Consider the following 26,826-nt stretch of genomic DNA (forward strand, 5'->3'; position numbering starts at 1 on the left):
TGGCGGACTAATATGTCCGCCATGCGCTTTTTTGCTTTGACATCAGCGGCGCTGCCGCTCGCCCTCATTCTGCTCACCTCCGTCTTTCCGGCCGCAGCCGCGGAAAAGGACGTCATTGTCGAGCAGACGAATGTCAACAGCTCGCCGAAACAACGCCTCGACCAGCTCTTCAGCCAGCTGAAGCGCGAACGCGACCCTGAAAAGGCCAGCGGCATCGCCAACGAGATCCGTCTGGAATGGAGCGATTCCGGCAGCGCCACCATCAATCTCTTGATGCAGTGGGCCGACAAGGCGATCGAGGAAAAACGCAATCCCGCCGCCCTCGATTTCCTCGACGAGGCGATTGCGCTGAAGCCCGATTACGCCGAGAGCTGGAATCGCCGCGCCACGCTGAATTACGCCATGGGTAACTATCGCAAGTCGATGTCCGACATCGAGCGGGTCTTGGATCTCGAGCCTCGCCATTTCGGAGCGCTCGCCGGCCTCGCGGCGATTCTCAGCAATGCCGGCAACGACCAGCTGGCATTGAAGGCCTGGCAGCAATTCCTCAATGTCTATCCCGCCGAACGCACGGCGCAGGAACAGGTCAACACGCTGTCAGAAAAACTCGCCGGCAACCGCACCTGATTCCGGCTCACCGCGCTTGACCTCGGGTCGGGCCGCGCAGGTACCACCGTTGCTCATCCGTTAAGATCATGCTTGCAGAAATTTCCGCTCTTCTCGCCCCGCTCGCCGCCGCCATCGGCTACTCCTCCTACAAGGCGCGGCAATTCGAACAGACCTATCCCAACATCGGCGAGTTGACTGATGTCGGCGGCTTCCGCATGAATGCTCTCCACATCAAACGCCCTGAAAATGCGGATCTGCCGGCGCTGGTCTTCATTCATGGCGCGAGCGGCAATCTGCTCGATCAAGCCGGCGCCTTCCGCGCCGCACTCGAAGGACGGGCGGAAATGCTCTTCGTCGATCGCCCCGGCCATGGCTATTCCGAGCGTGGCGGGCCGGAAAACGCAATTCCTTCCGGCCAGGCCGATGCGATCGCCACGCTGATGGAGAAGCGAGGGATTGAGAGGGCGATCATCGTCGGCCATTCCTTCGGCGGCGCGATCGCCGCCGCCTTCGGCGTGCGCCACCCGGAGAAGACGGCCGGGCTGCTCTTCCTCGCACCCGCCACCCATCCCTGGCCGGGCGCCATCGACTGGTATTATCACGTCGCGACGGCGCCACTCGTCGGCTGGCTCTTCAACCACGTAGTCGTCGTGCCGCTCGGGCTCAGCCGCGTGGAGCGCGGCACGCTGAACGTCTTCCGCCCCAATTCGCGGCCATCCGATTACATCGAGAAAACCGGTCCCTCGCTGGTGCTGAGGCCGCGGACCTTCCGCAACAATGCCGTCGACTTCAAAAGGCTGCTCGCTTACGTGAAGGAGCAGTCGCCGCTTTATTCGCGTATCACCGCTCCGACCGTCATCATAACAGGCGACAAGGACGAGATCGTCTGGGAACACCTGCATTCGCGCGGCCTTGCCCGCGACATAGAAGGCTCCGAACTCGTCACCATCAGCGGCGTCGGCCATAAGCCGGATTATCTCGCCACCGATGTCGCCATCGCCGCCATGGAAAAGATCGCCGGCGCGTCGCGCGACCTCCAGGCTGCCGCCCGCCGGGCCGAGGAAAGGCTCGCCTCCTCTCTCGGCGATCAAACGATCGCAATCCAGCCGCCGCTGATGCCGGGCGCCCTGCACGGCATTTGATCCTTCCGGCTGCACCCTCCTCACACAAAGCCAATTTCCCGCATTGCCGCGAGCCGCGGCAGCCCCATATGTCTTTGCGGTATTGTCCATAGGAGGGGAAATCATGGGCCGTCTGCATATCGGGGCGATCTCCGTCTTTACAGCACTGTCGCTGAGCCTGACCACGGCTTTCGCCGCGTCACCGGCGCCGGTTGAAGCCGAGCACGGCATGGTCGTCACCGCCCAGCATCTGGCGACCGATGTCGGCGTCGAGGTGCTGAAGAGCGGCGGCAATGCCGTCGATGCTGCGGTTGCCGTCGGTTATGCGCTGGCGGTGGTCTATCCCTCGGCCGGCAATCTCGGCGGTGGCGGCTTCATGACCATCCGGCTGAAAGACGGCACGAAGACCTTCCTCGATTTCCGCGAACGCGCGCCGCTCGCCGCGACGAAGACCATGTATCTCGATGCCAAGGGCGATATCGTGCCCCGCGCCAGCCTCGACGGCTATCTCGCCATCGGCGTTCCCGGCTCCGTCATGGGCCTGGAGACCGCGCGCGAGAAATACGGCACCCGGCCCCGCGAGGATCTGATCGCGCCGGCGCTCCGCTTCGCCAGGGAAGGTTTCACGCTGGAACAGGGTGACGCGGCAATTCTCGCCGGCAGCGCCAAGCGCCTCGCCAAGGATGAAACGGCCGCAAAGATCTTCCTGAAACCGGACGGCAAGCCCTATGCTTCGGGCGAAAAACTGCAGCAGCCGGATCTCGCCGCTGTGCTCGCGGCCATTTCCGAAAAAGGCCCCGACGCCTTCTATAAGGCCGCGCCCGCCGAGGCGATCGTCAAGGCGAGCCAGGCCAAGGGCGGCATCCTCGCCAAGGAGGATTTCGAACAATATGCCGTACGCGAATTGAAGCCGATCGAGTGCAACTATCGCGGCTACGACATCATCTCCTCGCCGCCGCCCTCCTCCGGCGGCGTCATCATCTGCGAAATCCTCAATGTTCTGGAGGGATACCCGCTCTCCTATCTCGGCTACAACTCGGCCGAAACGGTCCACGTGATGACCGAGGCGATGCGCTACGCCTATGTCGACCGAAACGCGGCGCTCGGCGACCCCGATTTCGTCGAGAACCCGGTCGAAAAGCTTTTGGACAAGACCTATGCCAAGGAGATTGCCGCGAAGATCGATCCCTACAAGGCCGGCGTGTCCGCGAACCTGAAACCGCTCGGCGGCAAGGAAAGCACCGAGACGACGCATTATTCGATCATCGACGATGAGGGAAATGCGGTTGCCGTCACCTATACACTGAACGGCTCCTTCGGCGCTGCCGTCGTGGCGCCCGGCACCGGCGTGCTCCTCAACAACGAGATGGACGACTTCACCTCCAAACCCGGCGTGCCGAACCTCTACGGCCTCGTGCAGGGCGAGGCGAACGCCATCGCGCCGAAGAAGACGCCGCTCTCCTCGATGAGCCCGACGATCGTCACCCGCGACGGCAAACCCTTCATGGTGATCGGCAGCCCCGGCGGCTCGCGCATCATCACCATCACGCTGGAGGCGATCCTCAATGTCGTCGATTTCGGCATGGATATCAGCCAGGCGGTCAACGCCCCGCGCTTCCACCACCAATGGCAGCCCGACAAGATTTATCTCGAACCCTATGCGCTTTCGCCGGATACGGAAAAGGCGCTCGCCGCCATGGGCTACAGCTTCGACGGCGGCAATGACGGGCCGGTCTGGGGCCAGGCCGCCGGCATCCTCGTCGGCGGCAAAAGCCTCGCGGCCATCGAAAAGGGGGGCGGCGCCCGCTACAACGGCGCCATGGACAGCCGCGCGGTGGAAGGCTCGGCCAACGGCTATTGATGGCCGGCGGCAGGCGCGATGTTCCATTCATGTCACGGTGACAAAGTCGCCGTTCACAAACCGTCTGCCGCATCCTATGCATGAGCGTAGCCCGCAAGCAGGACGATTTCCGAATGGCCAGCATTGAAATGATTGTCGCCGCCCGCGCCCGTCTGCGCGGCCATATCAGACGCACGCCGCTTCTCTCCTCCCCCTTCCTGAACGAGATCGCCGGCCGGCGCCTGTTCGTCAAGGCGGAATGCCTCCAGCATACCGGCTCGTTCAAGTTCCGCGGCGGCTGGTCTGCCGTCTCCGGCCTCGATCCGTCCGTGCGCGCGAGCGGCGTCATCGCCTTCTCCTCCGGCAACCATGCCCAGGGCGTCGCTCTTGCCGCCAAGCTGCACGGCGTACCCTCCGTCATCATCATGCCGGGCGATGCGCCGAAGCTGAAGATCGACAATACCCGCGCCTTCGGCGCGGACGTCGTGCTCTATGACCGCGCCAATGAGGATCGCGACGAGATCGGCGCGAAGCTCTCGGCCGAGCGCGGCCTGACGCTGATCAAGCCTTTCGACGAGCCGTTTGTGATCGCCGGCCAAGGCACGACCGGCCTCGAAATCTCCGAGCAGGCTGCAGATGAAGGCATCGCATCAGCCGAAGTCCTCGTTCCCTGCGGCGGCGGCGGCTTGACATCCGGTATCGCGCTCGCCCTCGAAGCCAGCGCTCCGGGCTTTCGCGTGCGTCCCTGCGAGCCCGAGAATTTCGACGACACCACCCGTTCGCTCGCCTCCGGCAGGATCGAACGCAATGCTTCGATGTCGGGTTCGATCTGCGATGCGATCGTCACGCCGCAGCCCGGCAACATCACCTTCCCCATCCTCAAGCGCCTCGTCGGCGCCGGCATCGTCGTCACCGACGAGGAGGCATTGCGCGCCATGGCGCTCGCCTTCGTCAGGCTGAAAATCGTCGTCGAGCCCGGCGGCGCAGTAGCGCTCGCCGCCGCCCTCTTCCACGGCGACGCACTGGAAAGCGACACGGTCGTCGCCGTCACCTCAGGCGGCAACGTCGATGCCCATATCTTCGCCATGGCGCTCGAACGCTTCGGCTGAGACCTGGGTCGGCGCGGCCTTGGGAAGGCCGAGACGAAGCCGACAACATGATCTTCCTGTTGTTCGCGGCCAGTGCACGCGCCGGAGCGGTCAACAGTGATATCAGCTTACGCGCGCAGGGTGTCATGCACGGACTGAAGCACGAGTTCGGCAAGCCGCGCTCCCGCCGGCTGCAATTCGGCTTCCGCCCGGTGCAGGACCAGGCCGAGCTTCGGCAACTCAGGCAGGCCGATCGCCGCGGGCTCGAGTGCGCGGACCTTCGCCGGCAGGCCTACCGGGGTACGGATGGTCAGACCGAGACCTGCCGCTGTCGCGGCCCAGAGGCCGCCGAGACTGGGGCTGACGAAGGCGAGCCGCCAGGAGATGCCCGCCTCATCGAGTGCCCGCGTCGCCGCCGTTCGCAGCAGGCAAGGCGCTTCCAGCGAGGCGAGCGGCATCGGTTCGCCGCTTACCGCATGCCAGCCGGGCAATCCCTCGGCAGGGCCGATCCAGCGCATCGGCGCCTCGCCGATCACCTCGCAATGCGCCGTCAGCGTGCCGTTGCTCCACGCGAGCGCCAGATCGAGCTTGCCCGACGTCACGCGCTCCAGCAATTCGGCGTTGCGCACCACCCGCGCCTCGATACGCACCTTCGGGTGAGCCCGGGCGAAACGGCCAAGCACCTCGGGCAACAGGGTTTCTCCGAAATCCTCCTGCAGGCCGAGCCGCACCCAGCCTTCCAGTTCGACGCTGTGGACAGCCGCCGCCGCCTCGTCGTTGAGTTCCAGCAATCGCCTGGCATAACCGAGCATCGTCTCGCCGGCATCGGTCAGCGCCAGCCCGCGCCCCGCCTTGCGGAAGATCGGCGTGCCCGCCTGCTCCTCCAGCTTCTTCAACTGCGCGCTGACGGCCGAGGTCGAACGCCCGAGCTTTTCCGCCGCCTTGGCAAAATTGCCGAGCTCCATACCGGTCGAAAAAGTCCGAAGCACATCGAGATCGAAGATCGTCCGCCGCATCCCATAGTCCTTATTTTCGGGATCGTTAGTCCATAAAATTCTGGTTTTCAGCATCATCCTGTGCTGCGATGATGCTGTTGTCAAGGCCGCCGGACGGTCCAACCATGGAGATCCCAATGCCCTTCGTTCGCATCTCTCTTCGCAAAGGCAAATCCGCAGATTATCTCGCAACGCTTGCCGACACCATCCAGCGCGCCCTCGTCGAGACCTTCGACGTGCCCGCAAACGATCGCTTCCAGGCCATCCACCAGCACGATGAGAACGAGCTGATCTTCGACCGCAGCTATCTCGCCGGCCCGCGCTCCGACGATTTCGTCTACATCTCCATCACCATAGGCAGGCCACGCTCGGCGGAGATGAAAGCGGCACTCTATCGCCGCCTCGCCGATCTCCTGGCGCAGTCGCCGGGCCTTCGGCCCGAGGACCTGATGATCGTCATCAGCACCAGCGCGCCCGAGGACTGGTCCTTCGGCGCCGGCATCGCCCAGATGACCGATCCCGACTGGCGGCTGCGGGCGCTCGGAGGCCGGCAATGAGCGCGTCGAACCCAAAAACGATGACCGTCAGGCGACCGGGCAAGGTGGTTCGCTCGCCGGAGGACGTAGCCACCGCCCCCTTCTGGGTAGAGATGCTGCTCGACGGCGCCGACGGCGAGAACACTGCGATGCGCGCCACGCTCGATCCCGGCACCATCACCCGCTGGCACACCCACCCGCAGGGCCAGTTGCTCTATGTGCTTTCGGGACAGGGGCTGGCGCAGAACGAGAGTGGCCCGGTCGAAGAACTGCGTGCTGGCGACGCGATCTGGTTTGCACCCGGCGAGCGCCACTGGCATGGCGCGACCGATGATAGCCCCTTCAGCTATATCAGCATCCAGCCGAGCGAAAACGGCAGCGTTGTCGAATGGCTGGATCATGTGGAGAGACGCTCATGATCGCCATGCAATACGGCTTCACCCTGCCCGCCGATTACGACATGTCGATCATCGACCGCCGCATCCGCGACAAGGGACCGCTGCTCGACGGCTTCCCCAATCTCGGCTTCAAGGCCTATCTCAGTGTCCATAAAGGCGAATTCGGCAGCCGCGACAATCTCTATGCACCCTTCTATCTCTGGCAAAAGCCGGAAGGGGCAAGCGACTTCCTCTGCGACCCGGGTTTCCAAGCGCTCACCGGCGCCTTCGGCTGGCCGCGGGTGAACACTTGGATCGTATGGCAGGCAGCTATCTCGCCCGAGATCGTCGCGGCCGCCTTTGCGACCCGCGACATCCTGCAGACGGAACCCTATGCGCCGCTCGCCGATCTCCGCCGGGCGGAAAGCGCAGAGGCCGAAGCCGATCTGGCAGCAGGCGTGCTTGCTTCCGTCTCCGGCTTCGAACCGACGACATGGACACGCGTTCGCTTCAGGTTATGGAAAGACATGCCTGAGATCGGCCGCCACACGCAGGCCTATCGCGTCGGCCACCTATCCCTCGCCCAGCCCTGATCTCAGGCCGTTGCCCGGCGGTAAAAGGCAAGCGATCCCGCAAGAGCCAGCAGCGCCCCGCCGCAGGCCCGCTCCAGCCACAAGGCGCCCGACGTCTTCAGGAAACGCACCGCTTGCGAGCCGAAGAAGGCGTAGCCGAACATGATGATGAAATCGAGCGCGGCAAAGACGAGTGCGAGCAGCGCGTATTGCGCCACCTGCGGCTCGCTCGGGTTAATGAACTGCGGCAGGAAGGCCGAGAAGAACAGATAGCCTTTCGGATTGGTCGCCGCGACCATGAAGCTCTTCAGCCCGATCGAAAAGGCCGATTTCGCGCCCGCCGCCTCGCCCGATTTCAGCGCCGCATCGATCGTGCCCTTCGAGCGCAGCAGCATGATGCCGAGAAAGGCGAGATAGGCTGCACCCGCCCATTTCAGCATCGAGAACCAGAATTCCGATGCCGCAAGCAGCGCACCGAGCCCAACCGCCACGGCGCCGATCAGCACGAAATCGGAGAGCACCGCGCCGATCATGCCGGAGACCGCGCGGCGCAGGCCATGCCGTGAACCGTTGGTCAGCGCCAGCAGCACCGTTGGTCCCGGCGTCGCGATGCCGACGAAGGAAACCGCTGCAAATGCGATAAGCGTGACGACGTCCATGATGATCCCTCCAAACCCGGATCGAGACTTGCACGCGCCGAAACCCTTGGCAATGCCGATCCCGCCAAGAAAAAGCCCGCCGCCTCTTCAGGCAGCGGGCTCGATCAAGGATGCGGTCGGATCAGACGCCGCTCTGACCGTCGGAGCCGATATAGGCGATGCGGATCATGTTGGTGGCGCCGGGTGTGCCGAGCGGCACGCCGGCGGATATGATGATGCGGTCGCCCGGCTTGCCGAAGCCTTCGTCCGCGACGATGCGGCAGGCGCGGTTGACCATGTCGTCGAGATCGGTCGCGTCATGGGTGACGACGCAATGCAGGCCCCAGACGATGGCAAGGCGGCGGGCGGTCTTGATGATCGGCGACAGCGCCAGGATCGGCACCTGCGGACGCTCGCGCGAGGCGCGAAGGCCTGTGGTGCCCGACGAGGTGTAACAGACGATCGCCGACAGCTTCAGCGTCTCGGCGATCTGGCGGGCTGCGAGCGAAATCGCATCGGCGCCGGTCGCTTCCGGCTGGGCGCGCTGGGCGTAGATGATGCCGGGATAATGCGGCTCGCGCTCGATGGCGCTGGCGATCGACGCCATGGTCGAAACGGCTTCGACCGGGTAATCGCCAGAGGCCGATTCGGCCGAGAGCATGACGGCATCGGCGCCTTCGAAGACGGCGGTCGCGACGTCGGAGACTTCGGCGCGCGTCGGCACCGGCGCGGAGATCATCGATTCCAGCATCTGTGTGGCGACGACCACCGGCTTGCCGGAACGGCGGCAGGCGCGGATCAGCTGCTTCTGGATGCCCGGAACCGATTCGAGCGGCATTTCGACGCCGAGATCGCCGCGGGCGACCATCAAGGCGTCGGAGAGCTCGATGATTTCCTCGATGCGCTCGATAGCCTGCGGCTTTTCGATCTTCGACATCAGGCCAACGCGGCCGCGGGCGATCTTGCGCACTTCGGCAAGGTCGTCGGGCCGCTGGACGAAGGAAAGCGCCACCCAGTCGACATCATCGGTGGCAAGCACGGCGTCGAGGTCGGCGCGGTCCTTGTCCGTCAGTACGCCGACGCCGAGCAGCGTGTCGGGAAGGCTGACGCCCTTTCGGTCGGAAATGCGCGTGCCCGAAATCACCGTCGTGACGATGCTCTTGCCGTCGCACTTTTCGGCGCGCAGAGCGAGCTTGCCGTCGTCGATCAGCAGGCGATGGCCGGGCTGCACCGATTCCAGAATTTCCGGATGCGGCAGATAGACGCGCGTGGCGTCGCCGAGCGCTTCATTGTTGTCGAGCGTGAAGGTCTGGCCGGGTTTCAGGTCGATTTTGCTGTCGACGAACTTGCCGACGCGCAGTTTCGGTCCCTGCAGGTCGGCAAGAATGCCGATCGGCCGGCCGGAACGCGCCTCCACCGTGCGGATGCGCTGGACGAGCGTACGCATCAGATCGTGGCTTGCATGGCTCATATTGATGCGGAAGACGTCGGCACCGGCCTGGTGCAGCTTCTCGATCATCGATTCCTCGGCGGAGGCGGGCCCGAGGGTGGCGAGGATTTTAATTTTGCGATTACGCTTCATCAATTCTGGCTTTCTTGCGTCCCTGGGGTGTCGGAGAGTTGAACCATCCAGCTGCCCTGGCGGCCCGTGTCGTATTCCTTGAATCCCATCTTCTGATAACCCCGGGCATAACAATCCTGCACACCCGTGATCTTGAATTCGTTTTCCGCCACGCACATCTGCACGTCACCCGTCCATCGTCCTCCCCGGGCGGCGTCCTCTGCGTAAAGGTAATAATAGCGCGACTGCAACTCTCCCTCGATCAGCGTGGCGCAGGTCGTTGCCGGCACCTGCCACCAGCCTTCCGTGATCCAGCCGTCCTTGGCCCGGTAGCCGATGGCCACGCCGACGAGATTCTGCGTTCCGTTGCAGACACGGAAATCCGCGCGTGCGGCATCTGCGATGAAGAACGGCATGGCGGCTGCAAGAGCGAACAATGCGAGACGGACCAGCGGCCCGGACCGCGTGAGGAAACTTGGCGCGGCTTGGATCAACACGGCTCCCAAATAGCTCCACGGTTATTCGTTGTCCGTGTCTTCTTGCGCCGCCATCATGCGAAAGTCAACGCAATGCTAATCGATTATATTTCCTTTCATAAGCTGTTCATCGAGGTTCATATCCGCCCGTCCCCGCCTGCTGCGCTTGAACCGGTCGCAGGCACATGCGATCACTGAGCCCGACTGCGCAATGACGAACGGCAATTCCTTCATGGACGACTTCCAATCCTTCGAAATCCTACCCGGAAAACATGACAAAGGCATGGTGATCCTCGCGGACCACGCGATGAACCGCCTTCCCGCCCGATATGGGAGGCTCGGACTGCCCGAATCTGCCTTTGCCCGCCACATCGCCTATGACATCGGCATCGAAGGCCTGACGCGGCAGCTTTCCACAAAGCTCGGCGTGCCCGCCGTTCTCGGCGGCTTCTCGCGCCTGCTGATCGACCCGAACCGCGGCGAGGACGATCCGACGCTGATCATGAAAATATCGGACGGCGCCGTCATATCCGGCAATCATCCGATCGCGCAGGAGGAATGGGATTACCGCATCGAAACCTTCCATCGCCCCTATCACGCCGCGGTGGCCGAAACGATAAACGCCGTGGCGAACGCCACCGGCAAAGCGCCGCTGGTGCTGTCGCTGCATTCCTATACGCCCGCCTGGAAGGGCATTCCGCGCCCCTGGCAGGCCGCGGTCCTCTGGGACAGCGACCGCCGCGCCGTCGGCCCGCTGCTCGATATGCTGCGCACCGACCCCGATCTTGTCGTCGGCGATAACGAACCCTATGACGGCGCGCTCAAGGGCGATACCATGTACCGCCACTGCATGGTGACCGGCATTCCTCACGCGCTGCTCGAGGTGCGCCAGGACCTGATCGCGGACGAAGCCGGCATATCGGCATGGGCCGAGCGCCTTGCGCCGATCTTTGCGGCAATGAATGCCGATCCCGCCATGCACGAATACGATGTCCACGTCTCGCGCACCGGTCCTTATTGAACGATAGGCCCCCATTGACGGAAAGGAGAGCGAGATGACCACGCTCAGCAAGGAACAGCAGACCGAATTCGAGGCCGCCGCCTTCCGCCGCCTCGTCGCGCATCTGCGCGAACGCAGCGACGTCCAGAATATCGATCTGATGAATCTGGCCGGCTTCTGCCGCAACTGCCTGTCGAACTGGTATCGCGAAGCCGCCGAGGCCGAAGGCGTCGCGGTCACCAGGGACGAATCACGCGAGATCGTCTATGGCATGCCTTACGAGGATTGGAAGAAACTCCACCAGAACGAGGCCTCGCCTGTGCAAAAGGCTGCTTTTGAACTGAACAACCCGCACAAATAGCTCGGGCGGCCGCGAACAGACTTGACCGTGACGCCGCTTTCGCGGCAGTCACTGGCATCCAAAATCGATCACCAATCAGGAGAACACGATGTCTGATGCTCATGGCGTCGCCCGCGACCAGCTTCGCGCTTTCATCGAGCGCATTGAACGGCTGGAAGAAGAAAAGAAGACCATCGCCGACGACATCAAGGACGTCTACGGCGAAGCCAAGGGAATGGGCTTCGACACCAAGATCCTGAAGAAGGTCGTGGCGCTGCGCAAGAAGGACGAGCAGGAACGCATGGAAGAGGAAGCGATCCTCGACACCTACCTGCACGCGCTCGGCATGATCGAGTCTCCGCCGGAAGGCTGATCCTTCGCATCGCCGATCTCGATAAAGCCGTCGGGCCTCCCGGCGGCTTTTCTTTTTGCGCGGGATATTGCTGGCCAAGCACCATTCGGCCGCTCGAACAGCCAAAAGAAAAACCGCCGGATCGCTCCAGCGGTTTGGGTATTTCGACGATCGGCAGGCTCAGTTCGTGTTGAACTTGCGCACTTCCATGAAGTTGACGGCCGTGCCGCTGAAGCGGGCCGGATCGACCGAGGCGGTCTTCACGTTGAAGCCCTCGGCATAGACTGATGTCGGCTGGGCACGCATCGACTGGCTGACGAAGCGCGGCGCCTTGACCTGCTTGGAAGCCATTTCGAGCCGCGCATTGGTCAGCGCCCACTGCGAAATCATCTTCTGCGTCAGCTTCGGCTCGGTGCGAACGGTCGCGCGGCTGGCGTCGGCTGCGGCGGCTTGCTTCTGTGTCGGGCGGCCGCCCTTGGTGGGAAGGCCTGGTGCTACGGCGCCTTCGGCGGCCGGCGCGTCGAAACCGTCGCCGAAGCTTGCCGACTTCGTCACCGGCGCCAATGCGGCAAGCTGCAGCGTCGGCTTTGCGGCAGGCGCCTGTTGCGGCATCGCGGCGGCGATTGCCTGCTCCACGCTCATCTCAGGCTGATGCAAAGCAACGTCGCTTTCGGCAGCCTTGTCGTTCTGCTGCTCCAGCGCCGCTGCGACGGCAGGCGAGAGCGTATCCTGATCGGCCTCGTCGGCCTCTGCTTCCGGATCGGCATCGGCCGCGGCAAGCAGGTTTTCCGCAACGGCCGGCCGTTCGACCGGCGTGGGAACCGGCATTCCGTTCTGCATGTTCGGATCGACCGACGCCACTTCGGCGTCACCAGGCGCGCGGCGCTGGCCGAGAAGCGAGGGAACCGGAATGCTGTAGGCGCTGAGATCGGCGAACTGCTGCGGCTGGGCCTGATCGGTCGGAAGCGCTGCGGCAAGGGCCTGCTGTGCGGCATTACCCGAAGACGGCGCCACCAGCGCACTCGCCATTTCGCTGCCGGCCGGCTGGTTGCTGAATGCCGGGCGAACCTGCGGCACCGGCGCGTTCAGGTCGGCGACTTCAGTCTGCTGCGGCTCGGCAGGAGCAGCGGGCTCGGCCTTCGGCGGCGTCGCCTTGGCGACGGCGGCCGGAGCCGAATCATCCGTATCGTCTTCCTGCTCGTCCGCCCCGCCGCCGAAGAGCGCGGCAAACAGCGTCTTGTGCTTCGGCGCCGATTCGGAAGCGCTGGCGATCTCGATCTGCGTGCCGCTGGCGCGGCGCTTGTAGTCGGCCATTGCCTGCTGGTAGCCCGGCAGCGGCTTGCCATCGGCCGGAATATGGATGGTGTTGCCGTTAGGGAAAAGCCGGACGAGCTCATCGCGGCTCATGCGCGGCCAGGCGCGAACACCGCCGACATCCATGTGCACGAAGGGCGAGCCCGACTTCGGATAGAAGCCGACGCCGCCGACCTGCATCTTCATGCCGATGCCGCGCAGCGTCGCGAGCTTGACGTCGGGAATGAAGAAGTCCATCGCCTTGCCGAGCATATGCTGGCTCTTTTCGGCGACGCCGGATTGGCGCGAGCGGCCGCGCAGCATTTCATTGGTCGCCGGCGAGCGGAAGCCGCAGACGACGTTGATATAGTCCCTCGATCCGCTCTGGCGGTAGACTTCCCAGATCAGGTCGAACAGGCGCGGGTCCATCTTCGTCGGCTGGTTCTTGCGCCAGTCGCGCAGGAAGCGGTTCAGCTGCTCCAGACCCTTGGGATCGAACTTGCCGTTGCGCTTATAGGTGATGACGGCCTTTTCACCGGTGTGGATGAAATAGAGCTTGAGGCTGCGTGTTTCGCCCGCTGCCTGGGAAGGCGTACTGACGAATACCGGCGAGGAAACCGCAAGCGCAAGAAGGGCGGCCGCTGCCGTCCTCACTGCCTTTCCGCAGATGTCGGCGCACAACGAACGCCAGCTCAAGCGCGAAGGCTTGGAATTCCCATTCAGATTCGGCAACTCGATCCCCGTCAGACAGACAATGTCCCGTACTGTCTCAGATGACTGTCAAATGCGGTCACACGATGGCAAAAATGCCACACATGATCAACCTTTTCTTTACATAGTGAACGAGCCACTAACAAGTGGTTTATGATCAGTAACAAATCGTGGTTGCCCGAGTCTTAACAAATGGTGCTTAAGCCGCATCTTTCTGGGGATTATCCGGATCTATGCCGTAATCTTTGAGCTTGCGATAAAGTGTGGATCGCCCGATCCCGAGCTTGCGCGCCACTTGACTCATCTGCCCGCGATAGAATTTGAGTGCGAATCGGATGAGTTCCTCCTCGACGTCGGCAAGCTTGCGCACGTCGCCTGAGGGGTTGACGCTGGCGATCGCATTGTCGGAAGTCTCCGACAGGCGGTGATGCACATCCCCCGGCGTCGGCGCCCGGTAATCCTCGCCATAGGACTCATCCGGGTCGAGTCCGGTATTGTCAGCAACGAGCGCCAGATGATCCACCACTTCATATTCCGGAAGCTGGGCGGCAATCTGCGGGAAGTCCGCCTCCGTCAGCTCCGGTCCCTCGGCCAGAACGACCGCGCGGAAGATCGCGTTTTCGAGCTGGCGGATATTGCCCGGCCAGTCATAGGCGGTCAGCAGCGCCAGCGCGCCTGAATTCACCGTCATGCGGCGGCCGTTCTTCTGCTCGCTGGAGAAGCGGTCGGCAAAGACGCGCACCAGATGCGGAATGTCTTCCTTGCGCTTGCGCAGCGCCGGAATGGTGATCGGGAAGACATTGAGGCGGTAATAGAGGTCCTCGCGGAAATGGCCGTTCTTGACCTCTTCGATCAAGTCCTTGTTGGTCGCCGAAATCAGCCGGACATTGACCTTGTGCGCGGTGCGTGCACCGACGGTCTCGATCTCGCCCTGCTGCACGGCGCGCAGCAGCTTCACCTGCACCTCGAGCGGCAGGTCGCCGATTTCGTCGAGGAAGATGGTGCCGCCGTCGGCTTCCATGAACTTGCCGATGTGACGTTCGGTCGCGCCGGTGAAGGCGCCCTTTTCATGGCCGAAGAGAATGCTTTCGACCAGGTTGTGCGGGATCGCCCCGCAATTGACGGTGACGAACGGCTTGTTCGAGCGCTCGCCGCCAGACTGGATGGCGCGCGCCACCAACTCCTTGCCGACGCCGGATTCGCCTTCGAGCACGACGGGGATGTTGGACTGCGCCGCCCGCTGGGCGAGATCGATGACGCGGATCATCGCCGGGCTTGCCGAGACGATGTCGTCGAAACCGACGGAGCCTGAGCGCGACCGGCGTCCAGCCCGCGCCTTCACCTCACGCTGGTCGAGCTTCATCGCATTCGAAATCGAGGTGGCGATCCGCTCGGGCGAAACCGGCTTGACGACGAAATCGAAGGCGCCGGCGCGCATCGCCTGCACCACGGTCTCGATGCCGCCCTGCCCCGTCTGCACGATGACGGGGATCTGCGTGCCGAATTCGTGAAGCGCGTCGAGAAATTCGAGGCCGGTCATCTCCGGCATCATCAGGTCGAGCACGATGACGTTGAAAAGGCCGCTGTCGCGCTTGACCATTTCAAGGCCGATACGGCCGTTTTCCGCCTGGTGCACGACATGGCCGTGACGCTCGATTGCGTTCTTGAGCAGGCGGCGCTGCACCGGGTCGTCTTCGACCACGAGGATTTGCCCTGCTCCCTTGAGCTCATTGTAACCGGTCATTGTCGCTCCACTTCATGCGAAACCCTGGAGCGCACTCTGGCAGAAAGGCTTGAACATCCAGTTTTGAGAAACAATTGCATTTTAACGATTGTGACGACCGTTTTTCGTGCCGAAGCGAGGCCTTTCATGCGCTGAAAAGCCCTTGATACCGGGCCTTGTCGCGCTTGCTGCACCGCAGCTCCCTTCAGACGGGCATGGGTCGCTGTAGCAGTTTGAACCTTCGCGTCGCACTTTCCGAAAATCGATTCCGATTTTCGGGCCGATGCGCTAGACAAGCAAACCTGTTATAAAGTGGAGAGGAATTGCGCCCATGAAAATCAAGCTCCCGCACGCACGCCTTCTCTTGTCGGCAGCAGCGCCGGGTGGGGCCGCCGATCCCGCGCTCGGCGATCTGCCGGTCTGGAAGCTGCAGGATCTCTATCCCTCCGCCACGTCAACCGCTTTCGTCGCCGACATGGAAAAAGCCGGCAAGGCTGCGATCGCCTTTGAAGAGAAGTGGAAGGGCAAGCTGGCCGAAGCGGCGGCCAAGACCGGCGGCGAAGGCATCGGCGCGGCGCTGCAGGAATATGAGGCGCTCGACGATCTCATGGGCCGCCTCGGCTCCTTTGCCGGCCTCACCTATTTCTCCGACACCACCAATCCGGCCAATGGCAAGCTTTATGGCGACGTGCAGGCCAAGATTACCGAATTCTCAGGTCATCTGCTGTTCTTCGCGCTGGAACTGAACCGCATCGACGATGCGGTGATCGACGCCAGCATGGCGAACGATCCCGATGCCGGCCATTACCGTCCCTGGCTCATCGACCTTAGGAAAGACAAGCCCTACCAGCTCGACGACAGGCTGGAACAGCTCTTCCTCGAAAAGTCGATGACGTCGGCCGCCGCCTTCAACCGCCTGTTCGACGAAACCATGGCGGAACTGCGCTATGAGATCGATGGCAACAAAGTGCCGCTCGAAGTGGCGTTGAACATGCTGCAGGAGAAGGATCCGGAAGCGCGGCGCAAGGCGGCCATGGCGCTTGCCGAAACCTTCAAGGCGAATATCCGCATCTTCACGCTGATCACCAACACGCTTGCCAAGGACAAGGATATCGCCGACCGCTGGCGCGGGTTCGAGGACATCGCCGACTCCAGGCATCTGGCCAACCGCGTCGAGCGCGAGGTTGTCGATGCGCTGGCTGCGGCCGTGCGCGAAGCCTATCCCCGCCTTTCGCACCGCTATTATAAAATGAAGGCGAAATGGCTCGGCATGGAGCAGATGAATTTCTGGGACCGCAACGCGCCGCTTCCGGAAACCTCGAGCGCCATCATCTCCTGGCCCGAAGCAAGGGAAACGGTGCTTTCGGCCTACGGCAACTTCGCCCCCGAGATGGCCGATATCGCCAGGCGCTTCTTCGACGAACAGTGGATCGACGCTCCGGTCCGCCCCGGCAAGGCGCCCGGCGCCTTCGCCCATCCGACGGTTCCCTCTGCCCATCCCTATGTGCTCGTCAATTACATGGGCAAGCCGCGCGACGTGATGACGCTTGCCCATGAGCTCGGCCATGGCGTGCACCAGGTTCTCGCCGGCGCGCAGGGTGCGCTGATGTGCCAGACGCCGCTGACGCTTGCCGAAACCGCATCGGTCTTCGGCGAGATGCTGACCTTCCGCGCGCTCCTGGAAGAGACCACCGACAAGCGCGAGCGCAAGGCGATGCTCGCCCAAAAGGTCGAGGACATGATCAATACGGTCGTGCGCCAGATCGCCTTCTATGAATTCGAGCGCAAGCTGCACACCGCCCGCAAGGCAGGCGAACTCACCGCCGACGACATTGGCGAGCTCTGGCTCTCCGTCCAGTCGGAAAGCCTCGGGCCTGCGATCAACATTTCCGAGGGCTACGAGACCTATTGGGCCTATATCCCCCACTTCATCCATTCACCCTTCTATGTCTACGCCTATGCCTTTGGCGATTGCCTGGTGAATTCGCTCTACGCCGTCTACCAGAAGGCCGAGAAGGACTTTCAGGAAAAGTATTTCGAGCTCTTGAAGGCCGGCGGCACCAAGCATCACTCGGAACTCCTGAAGCCTTTCGGCCTCGACGCCACCAATCCGTCGTTCTGGAGCCAGGGCCTGTCGATGATCGAAGGGCTGATCGATGAGCTGGAAGCGTTAGATAAAGCGTGAATTCTCGTCGCCAGGAGCGGGAAGGCGGCAACAAGTCCCTTCTCCCCACAGGGGAGAAGGTGCCGGCAGGCGGATGAGGGGGCGACATAGCAGAACCTGTCCTTCGCATATGCTCAGGACGTCGCTTCGTTCCTCCCCCTCATCTGCCCTTCGGGCATCTTCTCCCCCGTGGGGAGAAGAGAAAAATACCTCGCCCTCCCAATCGCATCTTGAGTGATGAGGAGCAGAAAAAACCGAAAGCGTTGCGTGACTGACAAACCCTATATTCTCTTCCGCGACGACACTTCAGGCCAGGTGATGCTTTTCGCCGAGCCGGCTGAGATCATCATTGCCAGGACACGCAGCGAATTCTTCGCCGGCCTCGCCCGCTTGGAAGAAGCCAGGTTCGAGGGCAAATGGCTTGCCGGCTACATGGCCTACGAGGCCGGATATCTCTTCGAGGAAAAACTCGCGTCCTTTGCCGGAGAGGGCCGCGAAACGCCGCTCCTCTGTTTCGGCGCCTTCGACGCGCCGCAGCCGGACACGCACCCGCTCGCCCAGCCGAAACAGCGTCTCGAAAATGAGGAGTTCCTGACCGCCCCGAAAGCCGGATGGGATTTCCCTATATATAAAGAGCGTTTCGACCGCCTTCACGAGCACCTGCGGCTCGGCGACGCCTATCAAGCGAACCTTACCATGCCGGTCGAAGCCCGCTGGACCGGCGATCCCCGTGCCGCCTTCTGGTCGCTGATCGAACGCCAACCGGTCAAATACGGCGCACTGGTCGATCTCGGCGGCCCGGTCATCCTGTCGCGTTCGCCCGAACTCTTCTTCCGCACCGACGAAGAGGGCTGGATCGAGACCCATCCGATGAAGGGTACGGCAAAACGCGGCGCCAGCCCCGCCGAAGATGCCGAAATCATCGCGGCCATGCGGGCCGATATCAAGACGCAGGCGGAAAACCGCATGATCGTCGACCTGCTGCGCAACGACATCTCCCGCATCACCGAGGTCGGCACGCTCGACGTGCCGAAACTCTTCGACGTCGAGACCTATCCGACCGTCCACCAGATGGTGAGCCATGTCCAGGCAAGGCTGCGTCCCGGCCTTTCGATCCGCGATATCTTTGCAGCCCTCTTCCCCTGCGGGTCGATCACCGGCGCCCCGAAGATCCGGGCGATGGAAATTCTCCACGCGCTCGAAGATACCCCGCGCGACGCCTATTGCGGCGCGATCGGCATGATCTCGCCCAGCGGCGCCATGCGTTTTTCCGTCGCCATCCGCACCGTCACGCTTTTCGATGATGGGAAAGCAGTCTTCAATGTCGGCGGCGGCATCGTCTTCGATTCCACTGCCGAGGCCGAATATGAGGAATGCCTGCTCAAGGCCCGCTTCGCCATCGGCGACCAATGGATCGCGCGATGACCGATTTCTCGCTGATCGAGACGCTGCGCTGGCAGCCCGGCGATGGCTTCATCCGCCGGCGCCTGCACCTCGCCCGGCTCTCCCGCTCCGCCCGTCGCCTCAGCTTCCCGAAACCGGTCGGCGCGGCGGCAAAGCTCGATGAAGCCGTCGCGGAGGCCACAGGCCCATTGCGCATCCGCCTGACCTTCGATCCGCAAGGCAAAATCGAAGTAACGAGCGCGCCCTTTGTCCCGCTGGCCCCGGAGACCGTCTGGAGCGTTCGCATCGCCAAGACCCGTCTCGACTCCGCCGACAGGCTGCTGCACGTCAAGACCACGCGCCGCGCCGTCTACGAGACCGCCCGTGCCGAATATGCACCTGCGGAGGCCGATGAAGTCATCCTTTTGAACGAGCGCGGCGAAGTCTGCGAAGGCACCATCACCTCCGTCTTCCTGGACGACGGAACCGGCATCCTGCGCACCCCGCCGATTTCATGCGGCCTGCTCGCCGGTGTGCTGCGCACCGAACTCATCTGCGGGCGCAAGGCCCGCGTCGGTCGTCTGACACTTGCCGATCTCGATGCCGGCACGCTCTATGTCGGTAACTCGCTGCGCGGACTGATCCGCGCAAACCTCCTCAGGAATTGACCATGTTCATTCTCTCCCTCACCTACGTAAAATCCAACGATGAAGCCGATAGGCACATGGAGCCGCACATGGCCTGGGTGAAGGAGGGTTACGCCAAAGGCTGGTTCCTCGCCTCCGGCCGCAAGGTGCCGCGCACCGGCGGCGCGATCCTCGCCATCGGCGACCGCGCCGCGATCGAAGCCTATGTCGCCGCCGATCCCTTCACTATCCACGGCGTTGCCGTATACGACATCACCGAACTTGCGATAACGACGACGGTTGAAGGACTGGAAATCCTGAAGCGCTGATTTTCGGTCAGATGATCTCGCCGCGCCCGATATTTGCCCTTTCCCCGTCAACGCTCTTTATTGTGACGCCGTTTTGTGGTTAGAGCCGGTCACTTCGCAATTTCTGCGGCAATCTCACAAGAATTCTTCGGGCTTCCCGCCTTCGTCGCCTTCCACAGGAGAAAAGAATGACGGAACAGAACTATCCGGTATACGCCGAAATTACCGGTCCGATCGTGATGATCGGCTTTGGCTCCATCGGCCGCGGCACCCTGCCCCTGATCGAGCGCCACTTCAAATTCGACAAGAGCCGGATGGTCGTTATCGACCCGCGCGAAGAGCCCTCCGACATGGAGATCCTGAAGAAGCACGGCGTCCGCCATATCAAGGAATATGTCACCAAGGACAATTACAAGGAACTGCTGAAGCCGCTGCTGACGGAAGGCGAAGGCCAGGGTTTCTGCGTCAACCTCTCGGTCGACACCTCCTCGCTCGACCTCATCAAGCTCTGCCGCAAGCATGACGTGCTCTATGTCGACACCGTCGTCGAACCCTGGCTCGGCTTCTATTTCGACAAGGGCATGAGCAATGCCGACCGCACCAACTATGCGCTGCGCGAAACCGTGCGCAAGGAAAAGGCGAAGAATCCGGGCGGCGCCACGGCCGTTTCCACCTGCGGCGCCAATCCGGGCATGGTTTCCTGGTTCGTCAAGCAGGCGCTCGTCAACCTCGCCAACGACACCGGCCTGAAGTTCGACGAGCCTGACCAGCATGACCGTGAAGGCTGGGCCAAGCTCATGAAGAAGCTCGGCGTCAAGGGCGTCCACATCGCCGAGCGCGACACCCAGCGCACCAAGCACCCGAAGCCGCTCAACGTCTTCTGGAACACCTGGTCCGTCGAAGGCTTCATCTCCGAAGGCATGCAGCCGGCCGAACTCGGCTGGGGCACGCATGAGCAGTGGATGCCGAAGAACGCCAAGAAGCACAAGAAGAGCAACAAGGCCGCCATCTATCTGGAGCAGCCCGGCGCCAACACTCGCGTGCGTACCTGGTGCCCGACCCCTGGCCCGCAATACGGCTTCCTCGTCACCCACAACGAGTCGATCTCGATCGCCGACTACTTCACGGTCCGCGACAAGGACGGCGAAGTAACCTTCCGCCCGACCTGCCATTATGCCTATCATCCGGCCAACGACGCCGTGCTCTCGCTGCATGAGATGTTCGGCAACGGCGGCACGCCGCAGCCGGTTCATCACGTTCTCGACGAGGACGAACTGGAGGACGGCATCGACGAACTCGGCGTGCTGCTCTACGGCCATGAGAAGAACGCCTATTGGTATGGTTCGCGCCTGTCGCTGGAAGAAACCCGCCGCATCGCGCCCTATCAGAACGCCACCGGCCTGCAGGTCACGTCAGCCGTTCTCGCCGGCATGGTCTGGGCGCTCGAGAACCCGAAGGCCGGCATCGTCGAAGCCGACGAGATCGATTACAAGCGCTGCCTCGAAGTGCAGATGCCCTATCTCGGCCCGGTCGAAGGCCACTATACCGACTGGACCCCGCTCGACGGCCGTCCCGGTCTCTTCCCCGAGGATATCGACACCAAGGATCCCTGGCAGTTCAGGAACATTCTCGTTCGCTGAGATCGTCAGTGCAACTTGAAGATGCCCGCCGCAAGGCGGGCATTTTTGTAACGCCGGCTGTATAAATTCTGCCCGCCGCCTTCCAAGGCTTGCCATCCTGGCGGGTGCACGCCATGTTTTGCCCGAACTACAGCGGGGTCCGCCGCGTCGATTCGCCGGGAGAAGCCTTATGAAAATCAAAACTGGTCTCGTTCTTGTCGGTGCAGCAGCCGCGCTTGCCGCCTGCGTTTCATCAGGACCGCGCCCCCTGCCGGTTGCAAACACGCCCGCGCCCACCGGCGTCGAAGGCAGCTGGAGCGATCCGAACGGTATCGTTTCCACCTTCCAGGGCGGTACGTTCACCACCCGCACCACCGACAGCAACCAGTTGCTCGCCTCCGGCACCTATATCAACACCTCGCCGACGCTGGTCGAGATCAACATGACCTCGCTGGTGCGCAAGACCCAGTCCAAGGTCAATTGCGCCCTCGTCAATCCGAGCCAGCTGAATTGCACCTCGGATTCCGGCGCGCAGTTCACGCTTTCCCGCCGCGGCTGACAAGGACGGATGGGCGATAGGCTTGTGGGGATAAGCACCATGCGAGCCTTCGCCGGTTACCTCGTCCTGCTGCTCGCACTGCCGCTTGCGGCACTTGCCGTCGTCCTGCCGGCCAATGTCTACCGCGCCCAGGGCATCGCCGCCCCCGATTGCGACGGGCCGCTGCAGGTTTTGATCTTCGCCCTGCCGGCCCTCTTGATCTACGGCGCCGGCGCATTCCTTGCCTACCGGAGCGGTAGACGCTTTCACCGCATCCTTTCCCTTCTCTGCCTGCTCGTCGCACTGGCCACTCTTCCCAACATTGCGGAAGCTGCGCGCGAACTCTACCGAAACGCCGTCGACGGCGAATGCTTGGGCTAGAGCATGTCGCGCAAAAGTGTGCAGCGGTTTTGCGTGAACGACATGCATAAAACAAAGACCTAAAGCGCGAAGAGCGAATCTGAAAGATCGCGACGCGCTTTAGTCACCCGGCTTTTTTGTCTGCCGCCTCTTGGAAAGAATCCCTTCTGATCCAGCTTTCCCTTGCGGTCGCGCATCGTCTCGTGGAACATCTGCGCGCCGGGAAACCGACCCGGCGGACTATGGAAGGGATCGGCGAGGATCGGGGAATCTCTCGCCTCAATCAGGAGAACAGGGATGACGAAGTCTTTCAGCTTCGGTCTTTTGACCGCGTCCATGCTGGCGCTGAGCGCGGGTGCCGCCTTTGCGGATTACGAACTCAATATTCTTCATATCAACGATTTCCATTCACGCATCGAATCGATCAACAAGTTCGACTCCACCTGCTCGGCCGAAGAGGAAGGCAAGAAGGAATGCTTCGGCGGCGCGGCCCGCCTGAAGACCGCGATCGACCAGCGCCGCCAAGCTCTGTCGGGCAAGAACGTTCTCCTGCTGAACGCCGGCGACAATTTCCAGGGCTCGCTGTTTTACACGACCTACAAGGGCGCGGCCGAAGCCGAATTCCTGAACATGATGAAGTTCGACGCCATGACCGTCGGCAACCATGAATTCGACGACAGCGAGGACGGGCTCGCGACCTTCCTCGACAAGGTGCAATTCCCTGTCGTGACGGCGAACGTCAAGGCGGCAGCCGCCTCCAAGCTCGGCGACCGCATCAAGCCCTCGCTGGTGCTCGATGTCGGCGGCCAGAAGATCGGCATCGTCGGCGCTGTCACCAACGATACGCCCGAGCTTTCCTCACCCGGCCCGAACGTCACGATCGCCGACGACGTTGAGACCATTACATCAGCCGTTCAGGAGCTGAAGGGCCAGGGTGTCAACAAGATCATCGCGCTGACCCATGTCGGCTACCCCCGCGACCTCGCCGTGATCGCCAAGATCCCAGACGTCGATGTCGTCGTGGGCGGCCATTCGCATAGCCTGCTCTCGAATACCGATCCGAAGGCCGAAGGCCCGTATCCGACGATGGTCGACAACCCCGGCGGCTACAAGGTGCCGGTCGTCCAGGCCGCCTCCTACAGCAAATATCTCGGCGATCTCGTCGTCAATTTCGACGATAACGGCGTCGTCAAGGACGCCAAGGGCGATCCGATCCTGGTCGACTCTTCCTTCACACCTGATCCTGCCGTCGTCACCCGCGTTGCCGAACTGGCAAAGCCGATCGAGGAACTGCGCAAGAAGGTGATCGGCTCCTCCGAAGGCCCGATCGAGGGCGACCGCAAGGTCTGCCGCGTCAAGGAATGCTCGATGGGCAATCTGGTGGCCGACGCCATGCTCGACCGCACGAAGAACCAGGGCGTCACCATCGCCTTCCAGAACGGCGGCGGCCTGCGCGCCTCGATCGACGGCGGCGACGTCACCCAGGGCGAGGTCATCACCGTCCTGCCTTTCCAGAACACCCTCGCCACTTTTGAAACGACCGGTGCCGATGTCGTCAAGGCGCTCGAAAACGGCGTGAGTCAGATCGATCAGGGCGCCGGACGCTTCCCGCAGGTCGCCGGCCTGAAGTTCTCGTTCGACCAATCGAAGCCTGTCGGCAGCCGCGTCAGCGATGTCCAGGTGAAGGAGGGCGACAACTTCGCGCCGATCGACCCGGCCAAGTCCTACAAAGTCGCTACCAACAACTTCATGCGATCAGGCGGCGATGGCTATTCTATCTTCAAGGACGGCAAGAACGCCTATGATTACGGCCCGGACCTTGCCGACGTGACCGCCGGATATCTGGCCGCTCATTCGCCTTATAAGCCCTATACCGATGGCCGCGTCACCGAAACCGGCGCGACTGTGGCACAGGCGCCCGCTGCCGAACCGGCGGCTCCTGCTCCCGCGCCGGCAGCACCTGCGCCGGCCACCGAGCCCGCTCCTGCCCCTGCGGCGCCGGCGGCACCCGCCCCGGCCACCGAGCCGGCCCCGGCAACTCCCGCGCCTGCTACGGAACCGGCTCCGGCAGCCTCCGCACCCGCCGCAACGACGCCCTCCACCCACGTCATCGCGGCGGGCGACACCTTCTGGGATCTCGCCGTCACCTTCTATGGCGATGGTACGTTGTGGCGGAAGCTTTCGGAGGCCAACGGCAAGCCGAACCCACGTCACCTGACGGTCGGCAAGGAGATCGAGGTTCCTGCCAAGTAAGACGATTTGTCCCGATTGTCGTGGCCGGTCCGGGCTTTCCCGGGCCGGCTTTTCTTTCTATAGGGTGAACCGTGATCTCGCGGCTGCGTATGAGCCAACGAGATAAAAAGAGCGTTGGGGCCAGAATGACCGCAGATATTTCACTCCGCCCGGCGGACCATCCGGCCGTCAAATCAGGCAAGGTCGGCGTCCTGCTGGTTAATCTCGGCACACCCGACGGCACCGATTACATCTCGATGCGCCGCTATCTCAGGGAATTCCTGACCGATCGCCGTGTCATCGAATGGTCGCCCTGGAAGTGGTATCCGATCCTCTTCGGCGTGGTACTCAACAGGCGCCCGCAGAAGGTCGGCAAGGCTTATGAGCTGATCTGGAACAAGGAGAAGAACGAAAGTTATCTCCGCACCTATACGCGCAACCAGTCGGATCTAATGGCCGAGCGCCTCAAGGATCTTGCCAATGTCAAGGTCGACTGGGCGATGCGTTACGGCACGCCATCGATCGCCTCGCGCATCGAGGCGCTGAAGGAGGACGGTTGCGACCGTATCGTGCTCTTCCCGCTCTATCCGCAATATGCGGCGGCGACGACCGCGACCGTCAACGACAAGGCCTTCCAGAAGCTGCTCACCATGCGCTGGCAGCCGGCGCTGCGCACCGTGCCCGACTATCATGACGACGAGACCTATATCGAGGCACTCGCCCAATCCGTCGAAAAGCACCTTTCGACGCTGGACTGGAAGCCGGAAATGCTGCTTGCTTCCTTCCACGGCATTCCGATGTCCTATTTCAAAAAGGGCGATCCCTATTACTGCCAATGCCAGAAGACCGGCCGGCTGCTGCGCGAACGGCTCGGGCTGACCAAGGAAAATTTCATGGTCACCTTCCAGTCCCGCTTCGGGCCGGAGGAATGGTTGCAGCCCTATACCGACAAGACGGTGGAGAAGCTCGCCCAGGACGGCGTCAAGCGCATCGCCGTCATCAATCCCGGCTTCGTCTCCGACTGTCTGGAAACGCTGGAAGAGATCGCCGAACAGGCCGCCCACTCCTTCCATGAGAATGGCGGCGACAAGTTCACGCATATTCCCTGCCTCAACGACGGCGAGGACGGCATGAAGGTGCTGGAAAAGGTCGTTCGCCGCGAATTGCAGGGCTGGGCCTGAGAATAGGTCCAAGGACCTTGCCGAGACGAGCCTCCTTTCACCGGGAGGCCGTGCATTCGCGTGTCATTTCTTCCTCGCAAAGAACATGCTAACTCACCACATCAGTTGTGAGGCGCTTGCGCATGCGCCGATGGGAGGAATTTTTCATGCTGTTCGGCGGCTTCGACATCGTCGTGATCGTGCTCGTCATCTTCGTCATCCTCGTGCTTTTTGCCGGGATCAAGACCGTGCCGCAGGGCTATCGCTACACCATCGAGCGCTTCGGCCGCTATACCCGCACGCTGGAGCCGGGCCTCAACCTCATCACCCCTTTCATCGAGCGTGTCGGCGCGCGGATGAACGTAATGGAGCAGGTGCTGAATGTGCCGACCCAGGAAGTGATCACCAAGGACAATGCCTCGGTTTCAGCCGATGCCGTCGCCTTCTTTCAGGTTCTGAATGCCGCCCAGGCCGCCTATCAGGTCTCCCACCTCGAAAATGCCATCCTCAATCTCACCATGACCAATATCCGCTCGGTCATGGGATCGATGGATCTCGACGAACTGCTTTCCAACCGCGATGCGATCAACGACCGGCTGCTGCGCGTCGTCGACGAGGCAGTGCAGCCCTGGGGCATCAAGGTCACCCGCGTCGAAATCAAGGATATCCAGCCGCCGCGCGACCTCGTCGACGCGATGGCCCGCCAGATGAAGGCCGAGCGCGAAAAGCGCGCCCAGGTGCTGGAGGCGGAAGGCTCACGCAATGCCCAGATCCTCAGGGCCGAGGGCGCCAAGCAATCCGCCATCCTGCAGGCCGAAGGCCAGCGCGAAGCCGCCTTCCGCAACGCCGAAGCCCGCGAGCGACTGGCAGAGGCCGAGGCCAAGGCGACGAAGATGGTTTCCGAAGCGATCGCCGCCGGCGACGTCCAGGCGATCAACTATTTCGTTGCGCAAAAATACACCGAAGCGCTCGCCTCGGTCGGTTCGGCGCCCAATTCCAAGATCGTGCTGATGCCGATGGAAGCCTCTTCCATCCTGAGTTCGCTCGGCGGCATCGGCGCCATCGCCCGCGAAGTCTTCGGTGACGCCGGCAATCCGCCGCCGCCTCCCCCGCCGCGTCCGCGCCCCGCCCCGGCCCGCTCGACACCGGCGATCAATCCGCCGCTTCCCAACAATCCCTTCAATCCCGATCAGGAGCGATGAGC

General features: G+C 62.6%; 26 protein-coding genes. 20 read left to right on the forward strand and 6 right to left on the reverse strand.

Features of this window, described 5'->3' with window-relative positions:
• Positions 1-12 precede the first annotated feature (12 nt).
• The 4 genes from QD408_RS05905 to QD408_RS05920 all read left to right on the forward strand — a co-directional run bounded on the left by QD408_RS05905 (position 13) and on the right by QD408_RS05920 (position 4,679).
• The gene (locus QD408_RS05905; RefSeq protein ID WP_088683147.1) at positions 13-627 is read left to right on the forward strand and encodes a tetratricopeptide repeat protein; all 615 of its coding nucleotides are present in this window, start codon (positions 13-15) and stop codon (positions 625-627) included.
• Positions 628-695: 68 nt separating this feature from the next.
• Positions 696-1,751: an alpha/beta fold hydrolase gene (locus QD408_RS05910; protein ID WP_414138645.1), complete on the forward strand. Its 1,056-nt coding sequence runs from the start codon at positions 696-698 to the stop codon at positions 1,749-1,751.
• A gap of 103 nt (positions 1,752-1,854) precedes the next feature.
• Complete coding sequence (ggt, locus tag QD408_RS05915) at positions 1,855-3,591, forward strand: gamma-glutamyltransferase (protein ID WP_088683149.1); 1,737 nt, start codon at positions 1,855-1,857, stop codon at positions 3,589-3,591.
• 113 nt (positions 3,592-3,704) lie between these two features.
• Complete coding sequence (locus QD408_RS05920) at positions 3,705-4,679, forward strand: threonine ammonia-lyase (protein WP_414138646.1); 975 nt, start codon at positions 3,705-3,707, stop codon at positions 4,677-4,679.
• Between the two features lie 107 nt (positions 4,680-4,786).
• Here the strand turns inward: QD408_RS05920 and QD408_RS05925 are convergent, their stop codons facing one another.
• Positions 4,787-5,674: a LysR substrate-binding domain-containing protein gene (locus tag QD408_RS05925; protein WP_414138647.1), complete on the reverse strand. Its 888-nt coding sequence runs from the start codon at positions 5,672-5,674 to the stop codon at positions 4,787-4,789.
• A gap of 116 nt (positions 5,675-5,790) precedes the next feature.
• On the opposite strand from QD408_RS05925, the gene QD408_RS05930 reads away from it, so the two are divergent.
• From QD408_RS05930 to QD408_RS05940, 3 genes are read left to right on the forward strand one after another with little or no spacing between them, the layout of a single operon-like run.
• Positions 5,791-6,210, forward strand: a complete 420-nt coding sequence (locus QD408_RS05930; RefSeq protein WP_414138648.1) for a tautomerase family protein — start codon at positions 5,791-5,793, stop codon at positions 6,208-6,210.
• Positions 6,207-6,608 (forward strand): cupin domain-containing protein, encoded by a 402-nt coding sequence (locus QD408_RS05935; protein ID WP_414138649.1) that lies wholly within the window; start codon positions 6,207-6,209, stop codon positions 6,606-6,608. Before QD408_RS05930 ends, QD408_RS05935 begins: the two co-directional genes overlap by 4 nt.
• On the forward strand, positions 6,605-7,159 hold the full coding sequence (locus QD408_RS05940; RefSeq protein WP_414138650.1) for a DUF4865 family protein: 555 nt from the start codon (positions 6,605-6,607) through the stop codon (positions 7,157-7,159). The genes QD408_RS05935 and QD408_RS05940 overlap by 4 nt, the downstream gene beginning before the upstream one ends.
• A gap of 2 nt (positions 7,160-7,161) precedes the next feature.
• Here QD408_RS05940 and QD408_RS05945 read toward each other — a convergent pair whose 3' ends face one another.
• The 3 genes from QD408_RS05945 to QD408_RS05955 all read right to left on the reverse strand — a co-directional run bounded on the left by QD408_RS05945 (position 7,162) and on the right by QD408_RS05955 (position 9,843).
• Entirely contained in the window at positions 7,162-7,797 is a 636-nt protein-coding gene (locus tag QD408_RS05945) for a LysE family translocator (protein WP_414138651.1), read from the reverse strand.
• Between the two features lie 121 nt (positions 7,798-7,918).
• Positions 7,919-9,358, reverse strand: coding sequence for a pyruvate kinase (gene pyk / locus QD408_RS05950; protein ID WP_414138652.1), 1,440 nt, complete (start codon positions 9,356-9,358; stop codon positions 7,919-7,921).
• Positions 9,358-9,843 carry a DUF1036 domain-containing protein gene (locus QD408_RS05955; RefSeq protein WP_088683157.1) on the reverse strand — a complete coding sequence of 162 codons (486 nt, stop codon included), beginning with the start codon at positions 9,841-9,843 and terminating at the stop codon, positions 9,358-9,360. The genes pyk and QD408_RS05955 overlap by 1 nt, the downstream gene beginning before the upstream one ends.
• 202 nt (positions 9,844-10,045) lie before the next feature.
• Between QD408_RS05955 and QD408_RS05960 the strand changes: the two genes are divergently transcribed.
• The 3 genes from QD408_RS05960 (at position 10,046) to QD408_RS05970 (ending at position 11,526) form a co-directional block, all read left to right on the forward strand.
• Positions 10,046-10,834 carry an N-formylglutamate amidohydrolase gene (locus QD408_RS05960; RefSeq protein ID WP_414138710.1) on the forward strand — a complete coding sequence of 263 codons (789 nt, stop codon included), beginning with the start codon at positions 10,046-10,048 and terminating at the stop codon, positions 10,832-10,834.
• Positions 10,835-10,868: 34 nt separating this feature from the next.
• Entirely contained in the window at positions 10,869-11,174 is a 306-nt protein-coding gene (locus tag QD408_RS05965; protein ID WP_088683159.1) for a DUF1244 domain-containing protein, read from the forward strand.
• Between the two features lie 88 nt (positions 11,175-11,262).
• Entirely contained in the window at positions 11,263-11,526 is a 264-nt protein-coding gene (locus QD408_RS05970) for a DUF2312 domain-containing protein (RefSeq protein ID WP_003585771.1), read from the forward strand.
• Positions 11,527-11,685: 159 nt separating this feature from the next.
• Here the strand turns inward: QD408_RS05970 and QD408_RS05975 are convergent, their stop codons facing one another.
• Positions 11,686-13,530 carry a DUF882 domain-containing protein gene (locus tag QD408_RS05975; RefSeq protein WP_414138653.1) on the reverse strand — a complete coding sequence of 615 codons (1,845 nt, stop codon included), beginning with the start codon at positions 13,528-13,530 and terminating at the stop codon, positions 11,686-11,688.
• 178 nt (positions 13,531-13,708) lie between these two features.
• Positions 13,709-15,253: a sigma-54-dependent transcriptional regulator gene (locus tag QD408_RS05980; RefSeq protein ID WP_414138654.1), complete on the reverse strand. Its 1,545-nt coding sequence runs from the start codon at positions 15,251-15,253 to the stop codon at positions 13,709-13,711.
• 310 nt (positions 15,254-15,563) lie between these two features.
• Between QD408_RS05980 and QD408_RS05985 the strand changes: the two genes are divergently transcribed.
• From QD408_RS05985 to QD408_RS06030, 10 genes are all read left to right on the forward strand, one after another.
• Positions 15,564-17,417 (forward strand): M3 family oligoendopeptidase, encoded by a 1,854-nt coding sequence (locus QD408_RS05985; protein WP_414138655.1) that lies wholly within the window; start codon positions 15,564-15,566, stop codon positions 17,415-17,417.
• Positions 17,418-17,633: 216 nt separating this feature from the next.
• A complete protein-coding gene (locus QD408_RS05990) occupies positions 17,634-18,821 on the forward strand; it encodes an aminodeoxychorismate synthase component I (RefSeq protein WP_414138656.1) in 1,188 nt (395 codons plus the stop codon).
• On the forward strand, positions 18,818-19,447 hold the full coding sequence (locus QD408_RS05995; protein WP_414138657.1) for an aminotransferase class IV family protein: 630 nt from the start codon (positions 18,818-18,820) through the stop codon (positions 19,445-19,447). The genes QD408_RS05990 and QD408_RS05995 overlap by 4 nt, the downstream gene beginning before the upstream one ends.
• Before the next feature lie 2 nt (positions 19,448-19,449).
• The gene (locus QD408_RS06000; RefSeq protein ID WP_414138658.1) at positions 19,450-19,734 is read left to right on the forward strand and encodes a YciI family protein; all 285 of its coding nucleotides are present in this window, start codon (positions 19,450-19,452) and stop codon (positions 19,732-19,734) included.
• A 167-nt stretch (positions 19,735-19,901) separates the two neighbouring features.
• Entirely contained in the window at positions 19,902-21,353 is a 1,452-nt protein-coding gene (locus QD408_RS06005) for a homospermidine synthase (RefSeq protein ID WP_414138659.1), read from the forward strand.
• Between the two features lie 169 nt (positions 21,354-21,522).
• Complete coding sequence (gene omp10 / locus QD408_RS06010; RefSeq protein ID WP_414138660.1) at positions 21,523-21,891, forward strand: outer membrane lipoprotein Omp10; 369 nt, start codon at positions 21,523-21,525, stop codon at positions 21,889-21,891.
• A 39-nt stretch (positions 21,892-21,930) separates the two neighbouring features.
• Positions 21,931-22,251, forward strand: a complete 321-nt coding sequence (locus QD408_RS06015; protein WP_088683169.1) for a hypothetical protein — start codon at positions 21,931-21,933, stop codon at positions 22,249-22,251.
• Between the two features lie 276 nt (positions 22,252-22,527).
• Positions 22,528-24,483: a 5'-nucleotidase C-terminal domain-containing protein gene (locus tag QD408_RS06020; RefSeq protein ID WP_414138661.1), complete on the forward strand. Its 1,956-nt coding sequence runs from the start codon at positions 22,528-22,530 to the stop codon at positions 24,481-24,483.
• 125 nt (positions 24,484-24,608) lie between these two features.
• Positions 24,609-25,643 (forward strand): ferrochelatase, encoded by a 1,035-nt coding sequence (gene hemH, locus QD408_RS06025; protein ID WP_414138662.1) that lies wholly within the window; start codon positions 24,609-24,611, stop codon positions 25,641-25,643.
• Between the two features lie 146 nt (positions 25,644-25,789).
• Positions 25,790-26,824 (forward strand): SPFH domain-containing protein, encoded by a 1,035-nt coding sequence (locus QD408_RS06030; RefSeq protein WP_414138663.1) that lies wholly within the window; start codon positions 25,790-25,792, stop codon positions 26,822-26,824.
• Positions 26,825-26,826: the final 2 nt, after the last annotated feature.

It is taken from the genome of Rhizobium sp. BR 249 (assembly GCF_047445895.1).
In the GTDB taxonomy this organism is placed as follows: Bacteria; Pseudomonadota; Alphaproteobacteria; order Rhizobiales; family Rhizobiaceae; genus Rhizobium.

What these genes read in the sequence shown, in the direction of transcription:
- QD408_RS05990 (WP_414138656.1), top strand. Translation starts at nt 17,634, where the DNA reads ATGAGGAGCAGAAAAAACCGAAAGCGTTGCGTGACTGACAAACCCTAT.
- ggt (WP_088683149.1), top strand. Translation starts at nt 1,855, where the DNA reads ATGGGCCGTCTGCATATCGGGGCGATCTCCGTCTTTACAGCACTGTCG.
- QD408_RS06020 (WP_414138661.1), top strand. Translation starts at nt 22,528, where the DNA reads ATGACGAAGTCTTTCAGCTTCGGTCTTTTGACCGCGTCCATGCTGGCG.
- QD408_RS05930 (WP_414138648.1), top strand. Translation starts at nt 5,791, where the DNA reads ATGCCCTTCGTTCGCATCTCTCTTCGCAAAGGCAAATCCGCAGATTAT.
- omp10 (WP_414138660.1), top strand. Translation starts at nt 21,523, where the DNA reads ATGAAAATCAAAACTGGTCTCGTTCTTGTCGGTGCAGCAGCCGCGCTT.
- QD408_RS05960 (WP_414138710.1), top strand. Translation starts at nt 10,046, where the DNA reads ATGGACGACTTCCAATCCTTCGAAATCCTACCCGGAAAACATGACAAA.
- QD408_RS05905 (WP_088683147.1), top strand. Translation starts at nt 13, where the DNA reads ATGTCCGCCATGCGCTTTTTTGCTTTGACATCAGCGGCGCTGCCGCTC.
- QD408_RS05925 (WP_414138647.1), bottom strand. Translation starts at nt 5,674, where the DNA reads ATGCGGCGGACGATCTTCGATCTCGATGTGCTTCGGACTTTTTCGACC.
- QD408_RS05995 (WP_414138657.1), top strand. Translation starts at nt 18,818, where the DNA reads ATGACCGATTTCTCGCTGATCGAGACGCTGCGCTGGCAGCCCGGCGAT.
- QD408_RS05980 (WP_414138654.1), bottom strand. Translation starts at nt 15,253, where the DNA reads ATGACCGGTTACAATGAGCTCAAGGGAGCAGGGCAAATCCTCGTGGTC.
- QD408_RS05945 (WP_414138651.1), bottom strand. Translation starts at nt 7,797, where the DNA reads ATGGACGTCGTCACGCTTATCGCATTTGCAGCGGTTTCCTTCGTCGGC.
- QD408_RS06030 (WP_414138663.1), top strand. Translation starts at nt 25,790, where the DNA reads ATGCTGTTCGGCGGCTTCGACATCGTCGTGATCGTGCTCGTCATCTTC.
- QD408_RS05940 (WP_414138650.1), top strand. Translation starts at nt 6,605, where the DNA reads ATGATCGCCATGCAATACGGCTTCACCCTGCCCGCCGATTACGACATG.
- QD408_RS05970 (WP_003585771.1), top strand. Translation starts at nt 11,263, where the DNA reads ATGTCTGATGCTCATGGCGTCGCCCGCGACCAGCTTCGCGCTTTCATC.
- QD408_RS05920 (WP_414138646.1), top strand. Translation starts at nt 3,705, where the DNA reads ATGGCCAGCATTGAAATGATTGTCGCCGCCCGCGCCCGTCTGCGCGGC.
- QD408_RS06005 (WP_414138659.1), top strand. Translation starts at nt 19,902, where the DNA reads ATGACGGAACAGAACTATCCGGTATACGCCGAAATTACCGGTCCGATC.
- pyk (WP_414138652.1), bottom strand. Translation starts at nt 9,358, where the DNA reads ATGAAGCGTAATCGCAAAATTAAAATCCTCGCCACCCTCGGGCCCGCC.
- QD408_RS05935 (WP_414138649.1), top strand. Translation starts at nt 6,207, where the DNA reads ATGAGCGCGTCGAACCCAAAAACGATGACCGTCAGGCGACCGGGCAAG.
- QD408_RS05910 (WP_414138645.1), top strand. Translation starts at nt 696, where the DNA reads ATGCTTGCAGAAATTTCCGCTCTTCTCGCCCCGCTCGCCGCCGCCATC.
- QD408_RS05985 (WP_414138655.1), top strand. Translation starts at nt 15,564, where the DNA reads ATGAAAATCAAGCTCCCGCACGCACGCCTTCTCTTGTCGGCAGCAGCG.
- QD408_RS05965 (WP_088683159.1), top strand. Translation starts at nt 10,869, where the DNA reads ATGACCACGCTCAGCAAGGAACAGCAGACCGAATTCGAGGCCGCCGCC.
- hemH (WP_414138662.1), top strand. Translation starts at nt 24,609, where the DNA reads ATGACCGCAGATATTTCACTCCGCCCGGCGGACCATCCGGCCGTCAAA.
- QD408_RS06015 (WP_088683169.1), top strand. Translation starts at nt 21,931, where the DNA reads ATGCGAGCCTTCGCCGGTTACCTCGTCCTGCTGCTCGCACTGCCGCTT.
- QD408_RS06000 (WP_414138658.1), top strand. Translation starts at nt 19,450, where the DNA reads ATGTTCATTCTCTCCCTCACCTACGTAAAATCCAACGATGAAGCCGAT.